The following is a 5,324-nucleotide window of genomic DNA, read 5'->3' on the forward strand; positions in this document are numbered from 1 at the left end:
AACTCATCTATATTCATAAGTATTTTTATATTTTTTTCACGGATTTTAAAATCTAATTCTTTAATAATTTGACTTAAAATATTGCTTATATTTACATTTGTCATCTCAAAATTATTAACTTCATCTAAAAATGATAATTTAATAATCTCATCAATCATCTCAAGTAAAGCACTTGATTGATTGTAAATTGTATCTATGAATTGCTTTTCATCTTCTTTTTTTACTAGATTATTTTTAAGCATTTCAGAGCTTAACATTATTGAAGTAAGTGGAGTTTTTAGCTCGTGAGTAACATTTGCACTAAACTCAGCTCTTATCTTTTTAAATTGTTTATTATGTTCTTTTACTTGAGATAAAAAAGTCTTTAATTCATTGTATTGAAATGATTTATCAAGCTCGTTTATGTCAAGTTCGTATAATGGTTTTACTATGCTTTTGCTTATAAAATATGCAAGAGTTAAGCTAAGTAATGTTATTAGTAAAAATACTAAAAATATTGTTTTAAAAATTTCTATTTTAAAATCAAGATTTATAAAATAAATATTATCAAAAACGCTAAAAATCGCTGCTTGTAATAGTATCAAAACAAAAAATGAAACAAAAAATATAGCAAAAAATATCCTAGTTCTCATAAGCTATTTTATATCCTACTCCACGAATTGTTATTATGTATTTTGCATAATCTTTTAATTTATTTCTTAAAGTATTTATGTGTATATCTAAAGTCCTACTTGAAATATTTGCTCCCCAAATCTCTTTTAATAAATCTTCTTTTTTAAGGCAAATGTTTTGGTTTTTAATGAGTTTTGTAAGTAATTCAAATTCTTTTAAAGTAAGGTTTATTTCTTCTTCATTAATGCTTACTATTCTAGTTTTTAGGTTAATTTTTAAATCTTTAAAAATGATTTCATTATTACAATCAATTCTTCTTAAAATATTTCTAATTCTTGCTAGGAATTCTAAAATAGAAAAAGGCTTAGTAATATAATCACTTGCTCCTAAATCAAGACCTTTTACCTTATCGTTTTCTTGATTTAACGCACTTAGTAAAATTACTTCAATAGCTTTTGTTTTTTCATTAGATTTTATTTTTTTTAGGATACTAAAACCATCTTCGCAAGGTAGCATAATATCAAGCACTAAAATATGTGGAATTTGATTGTTTAATTCGCTAAAAAGCTCTTTTGCATTAATTAAACTAATGACTTTAAAACCACTGCTTTCTAAAGCATATTTTATTAAGTTATTAATGCTTAAATCATCTTCTAAAACATACACCAAAGGTAAATCTTGCATAAGTTATCCTAATTAAAAAATATTGAAAATATTACAAAAAATAAGTAAGAAAAATAATATGAAAATAATTATTAATTTAAATAAATTCTAAATATTAAATTAATTTTGGTTTGTTTATCAAAAATAAATACAATTTCACTCATTTTTAAAAAAAGGAGACAAAATGAAAAAAGTATTATTAAGTTTAGCAGCATTATCTTTATTAAGCACTGCAGCAATGGCTAATGATGGAGCTACATTATTTAAAAAATGTATTGCCTGTCATGGTAAAGCAGCTGAGAAAAAAGCTCCAGGTGCAGAAATTATCATCAATACTTTAGATGAAAAAACAATTTTAGAAGCTTTACAAGGTTATAAAGCTGGAACATTTGGTGGAAAAGCTAAGAAAACTATGGAATTACAAGTTAAAAATCTTAGCGAAGATGATATGAAAGCATTAGCTGCTTATATCGTAACTTTAAAATAATTCTTAAGTTCAGGAGCAATCCTGAACTCTTTTACAAACTAACAACAATTTTCATCATAAACATACAAATAAAAGCATTTAAAATACTTGTTATTATTAGTAGTATCCAGTATTTTTTAGCAACTCCTGCAACAGCTAATAATCTTCCTAAATACTGAAGTTGAGCTCCCATTAAAAATATAGCAGGTAAAACTATGCTAACGCCAATATTATCAATAACCCCATTTGCATATAAATTAACAGCAATTCCAACTCCAGCTGAAGTGCTAAGCCACGCTGATAAAAGTATAGTAATTGCTTCTCCTGGTAAGCCAAAAATATTCATAATAACGCCACAATAATCTCCTAAGAATTTCATAACTCCTAAGATTTTTAACATTTCAGCTATTACATAAGCCATTAAAACATTAGGAATTAGATTATATAAAGCGATATTAAAACCTTTTTTAGCACCTACTATAAAAATATCTAATGGGTTTTTGCTCTCATTATTCATTCAAAATCCTTTTTATAAAATGTATTTAAAACTATTCTTACAAAAATAGCTCCTACGAATTTCATAATTAGCATTAATACAAGTGGAATTATTGGTAAGCATACTAAATGTCCTAATAATGCTGAACCTATTGCAAAAAAGTTATTAATCATACCAGCCCCACTATATTGCCAAGCGCAAATTACTACTAAATCTTTATCGTTTATATAATTTTTATCTCTTGCTTCTTTACTCATAGCAGCACCTGCATCTGTGCTTTGTAAATCAGTAATTAATATAAGCCCACATAATCCAGGAACTCCTAAAATAGGTTTTAAAATAGGATTTAATAATTTTTGAGCAGCCTTAATAGCTCCATAATGCTCCATTACTTCAATTACTCCAAGTGCAAGCATTACAGCAGGAATTAAGCTAAATGCAAATAAAAATCCAGCTCTAGCACCACTTCCACCATCTCCTATGAAGGTCGTAGCTTTTATATTGGCTTCATCTAAGATTTTTGGGATTTTACCAAAACCACCTGTTAAAGTAGAAAAATCAAAAGCCTTTAGCATATCATGTCCTGCTAAAAGTCCTGAAAAAAATAAGATTAAAGATATTAAAGCAAGATAAGCACTAGGTTTTACTTTTCCTACTTCAAATTCTGTAGCTTTTTGCATACTACTCCTTTTAAATAAAATAAAGTTTTTATTCTACAATATTTTTTAAGAAAACAATAAGAAATAGTTATTAGTATTTATATTTTTTAAAGGAGTTAATATGGAAGTTATCAAACATTATGAGTATTTACACGAAATTCCAGAGCTTGGATTTAAAGAATTTAAAACGAGTGAGTATTTAAAAACTACTCTTAAAAATGCAGGTTTTAGTATAACCAATATAGGAGATACAGGTTTTTATACGGAGTTAGGAAGTGGTAGCAAGATAATTGGACTTAGGGCTGATATTGATGCTTTAGGTCATATAATTGATGATAAAGCTTGTGCAAGGCATACTTGTGGGCATGATGCACATATGTCTATGCTACTTAGTGCAGCTTTAAGGGCAAAAGAGCAAAATATCATTAAAAATAACAAAATAAGATTTATATTCCAACCTGCTGAAGAATTAGGCAGTGGGGCTTTAAAGATGATAGAATTAGGAGCTTGTGAAGGTTTAAGCTCTATTTTTGGAATGCATATTCGCCCAATTCAAGAATGCCCAAGTCCTAAAGCAATAGCTTCAATGTATTATGCAGCAAGTTCAGCTATAAAAATTAATATTAAAGGCAAAGCAGCTCACGGAGCAAGACCACATTTAGGAATTAACGCAATTGATGTAGGTGTTAGCATTATTGATGCTGCTAGAAAAATTTATATAGACCCAAATAAACCAAGTAGTATAAAAGCAACTAGATTTATATGTGATAGTGGGGTTACTAATTCAATTCCTAGTGAAGCTATTTTGGTATTTGATTTAAGAGCTCAATATAATGATAGTATGCAAGAGATGAAAGAAAAACTTGAAAAAATCATAACAAATATAGCAAATGCTTATGATGCTAAGGTGAGTTTTGAATACCTAATCAATATTCCCGCAGCTGTAATTAACAAAGATTTAGCTAAGATTTGCGAAAAAGTTATAAGCAATACTTTAGGAGAAGAGAATTTAATCAAAGAGCAATTTACACCTGGTGGGGAAGACTTTTTCTTCTATCCTATTAAACTAGGCATTCCATCAGCATTTATGGGCTTAGGAGTTGATTGTGCTCCTGGACTTCATCATCCTGAAATGAGTTTAAATAAAAATGCCTTAGAAAATGGTGTTAAATTGTGGCTTAATTTAATGCTTGAGCTTGAGAATTTAAAATAGGAATTAGATGAATTATAAATTAGGCGTTATTTTATTAATTGATTTATGCGTTTTATTGTGGCAAAACAGCTTTTTAAGTATTAGCCCTTATGAACTAAACGAGCTTAGCTCAAATAGTTTTAATGGGCTTTTTGCTAATTTTGCCTTAAGTGTTTTTGGCAATGAAAATATAAGATTTGCTTATATAATCTTGCATATTTTAAGCAATATTTTGCTATATAAAATATCAATTAAATACCTTAAAAATAACGCCTATATATCTAATATTATCTTTAATCTTACTCCAGGAAGCCTTGCTTCAGCATTACTAATTAATCCTGCAGGAATTATTATATTTACTTCATTACTTCTTGTATATCTTGCTATAAAAAGGCAATTTTATATATTTTATGGAGTATTGATTGCTTGTATTTATCTTGATAAAGCTATGATTTCATTATATATTGCTTGTATTTTTTATGCTTATTTTAATAGATTATCAAAGTTATTAATTTTATCAATTTTACTAATGTTTGCTACTTTTATAATGTATGGATATGATTTTTCAGGCAGACCTAGGGGGTATTTTTTAGACTCACTTGCTATTATGTCGGCTGTGTTTTCTCCGCCTTTATTTTTGTATTTTTTCTATACGATTTATTATATTAGTTTTAAGGGTAAAAAGGACTTGCTATATTGTATAAGTGCGAGTGCTTTTATAATATGCTTATTATTATCATTTAGACAAAAGCCAGAAATTGCCGAGTTTTTACCATTTTTACTACCTGCTATACCTTTAATAATTGCTAATTTTTTAACTTCTTTTAAAGTGCATTTACCACAATTTAGAGCAAAACATAATGTGATATTATTTTTTGTATTAATTTCTTTAGTGATTAGCTTTTTATTTGTGATATTTAATCCATTTTTATATAGATTTGTTGATGAAAACGAGCATTTTGCTAAAAATTATCATTTAAATAAAGAATTAGCAAAAGAGCTAAAATCACAAGGCATTAATGAAATTAGTGTTCGTAATGATAATTTTAAAGTATTAGAATTTTATGGGATTTTGCCTTGTTATCAAAATTGCAAAATAATCACTCCTTGTGAAAAAGGAAATATCAATATAAACTTTTTTGCTAAAGAATTTTCATTTTGTTTAAAGAATGAAATTTAATATAAATATATAAGTAATTATTGTAATAATTTTCAAAAATTTTTAAGTATCATTAA

The 5,324-nt window shown here is 27.0% G+C and carries 7 protein-coding genes; 3 read left to right on the forward strand and 4 right to left on the reverse strand.

Going from position 1 to position 5,324, the window contains the following annotated elements; genetic code table 11:
• Together KJQ99_RS08565 and KJQ99_RS08570 are read right to left on the reverse strand one after the other, a co-directional pair.
• On the reverse strand, window positions 1–632 hold a 632-nt coding region (locus KJQ99_RS08565), incomplete at its 3' end, for a sensor histidine kinase (RefSeq protein ID WP_284467053.1).
• Window positions 622–1,296 (reverse strand): response regulator transcription factor, encoded by a 675-nt coding sequence (locus tag KJQ99_RS08570; RefSeq protein ID WP_239803033.1) that lies wholly within the window; start codon window positions 1,294–1,296, stop codon window positions 622–624. The genes KJQ99_RS08570 and KJQ99_RS08565, both read right to left, overlap by 11 nt.
• Window positions 1,297–1,459: 163 nt before the next feature.
• Here KJQ99_RS08570 and KJQ99_RS08575 point away from each other — a divergent pair, with 163 nt between their 5' ends.
• Complete coding sequence (locus KJQ99_RS08575; protein WP_214118628.1) at window positions 1,460–1,762, forward strand: c-type cytochrome; 303 nt, start codon at window positions 1,460–1,462, stop codon at window positions 1,760–1,762.
• A 31-nt stretch (window positions 1,763–1,793) separates the two neighbouring features.
• Here KJQ99_RS08575 and KJQ99_RS08580 read toward each other — a convergent pair whose 3' ends face one another.
• Complete coding sequence (locus tag KJQ99_RS08580) at window positions 1,794–2,258, reverse strand: YjiG family protein (protein WP_214118626.1); 465 nt, start codon at window positions 2,256–2,258, stop codon at window positions 1,794–1,796.
• On the reverse strand, window positions 2,255–2,917 hold the full coding sequence (locus tag KJQ99_RS08585) for a hypothetical protein (protein ID WP_214150545.1): 663 nt from the start codon (window positions 2,915–2,917) through the stop codon (window positions 2,255–2,257). Before KJQ99_RS08585 ends, KJQ99_RS08580 begins: the two co-directional genes overlap by 4 nt.
• Before the next feature lie 100 nt (window positions 2,918–3,017).
• Here KJQ99_RS08585 and KJQ99_RS08590 point away from each other — a divergent pair, with 100 nt between their 5' ends.
• Window positions 3,018–4,109, forward strand: a complete 1,092-nt coding sequence (locus KJQ99_RS08590; protein WP_214150546.1) for an amidohydrolase — start codon at window positions 3,018–3,020, stop codon at window positions 4,107–4,109.
• Window positions 4,110–4,116: 7 nt separating this feature from the next.
• On the forward strand, window positions 4,117–5,268 hold the full coding sequence (locus KJQ99_RS08595) for a hypothetical protein (protein WP_214150547.1): 1,152 nt from the start codon (window positions 4,117–4,119) through the stop codon (window positions 5,266–5,268).
• Window positions 5,269–5,324: the final 56 nt, after the last annotated feature.

Source organism: Campylobacter sp. 2018MI13, from assembly GCF_018501135.1.
Lineage (GTDB): Bacteria > Campylobacterota > Campylobacteria > Campylobacterales > Campylobacteraceae > Campylobacter_E.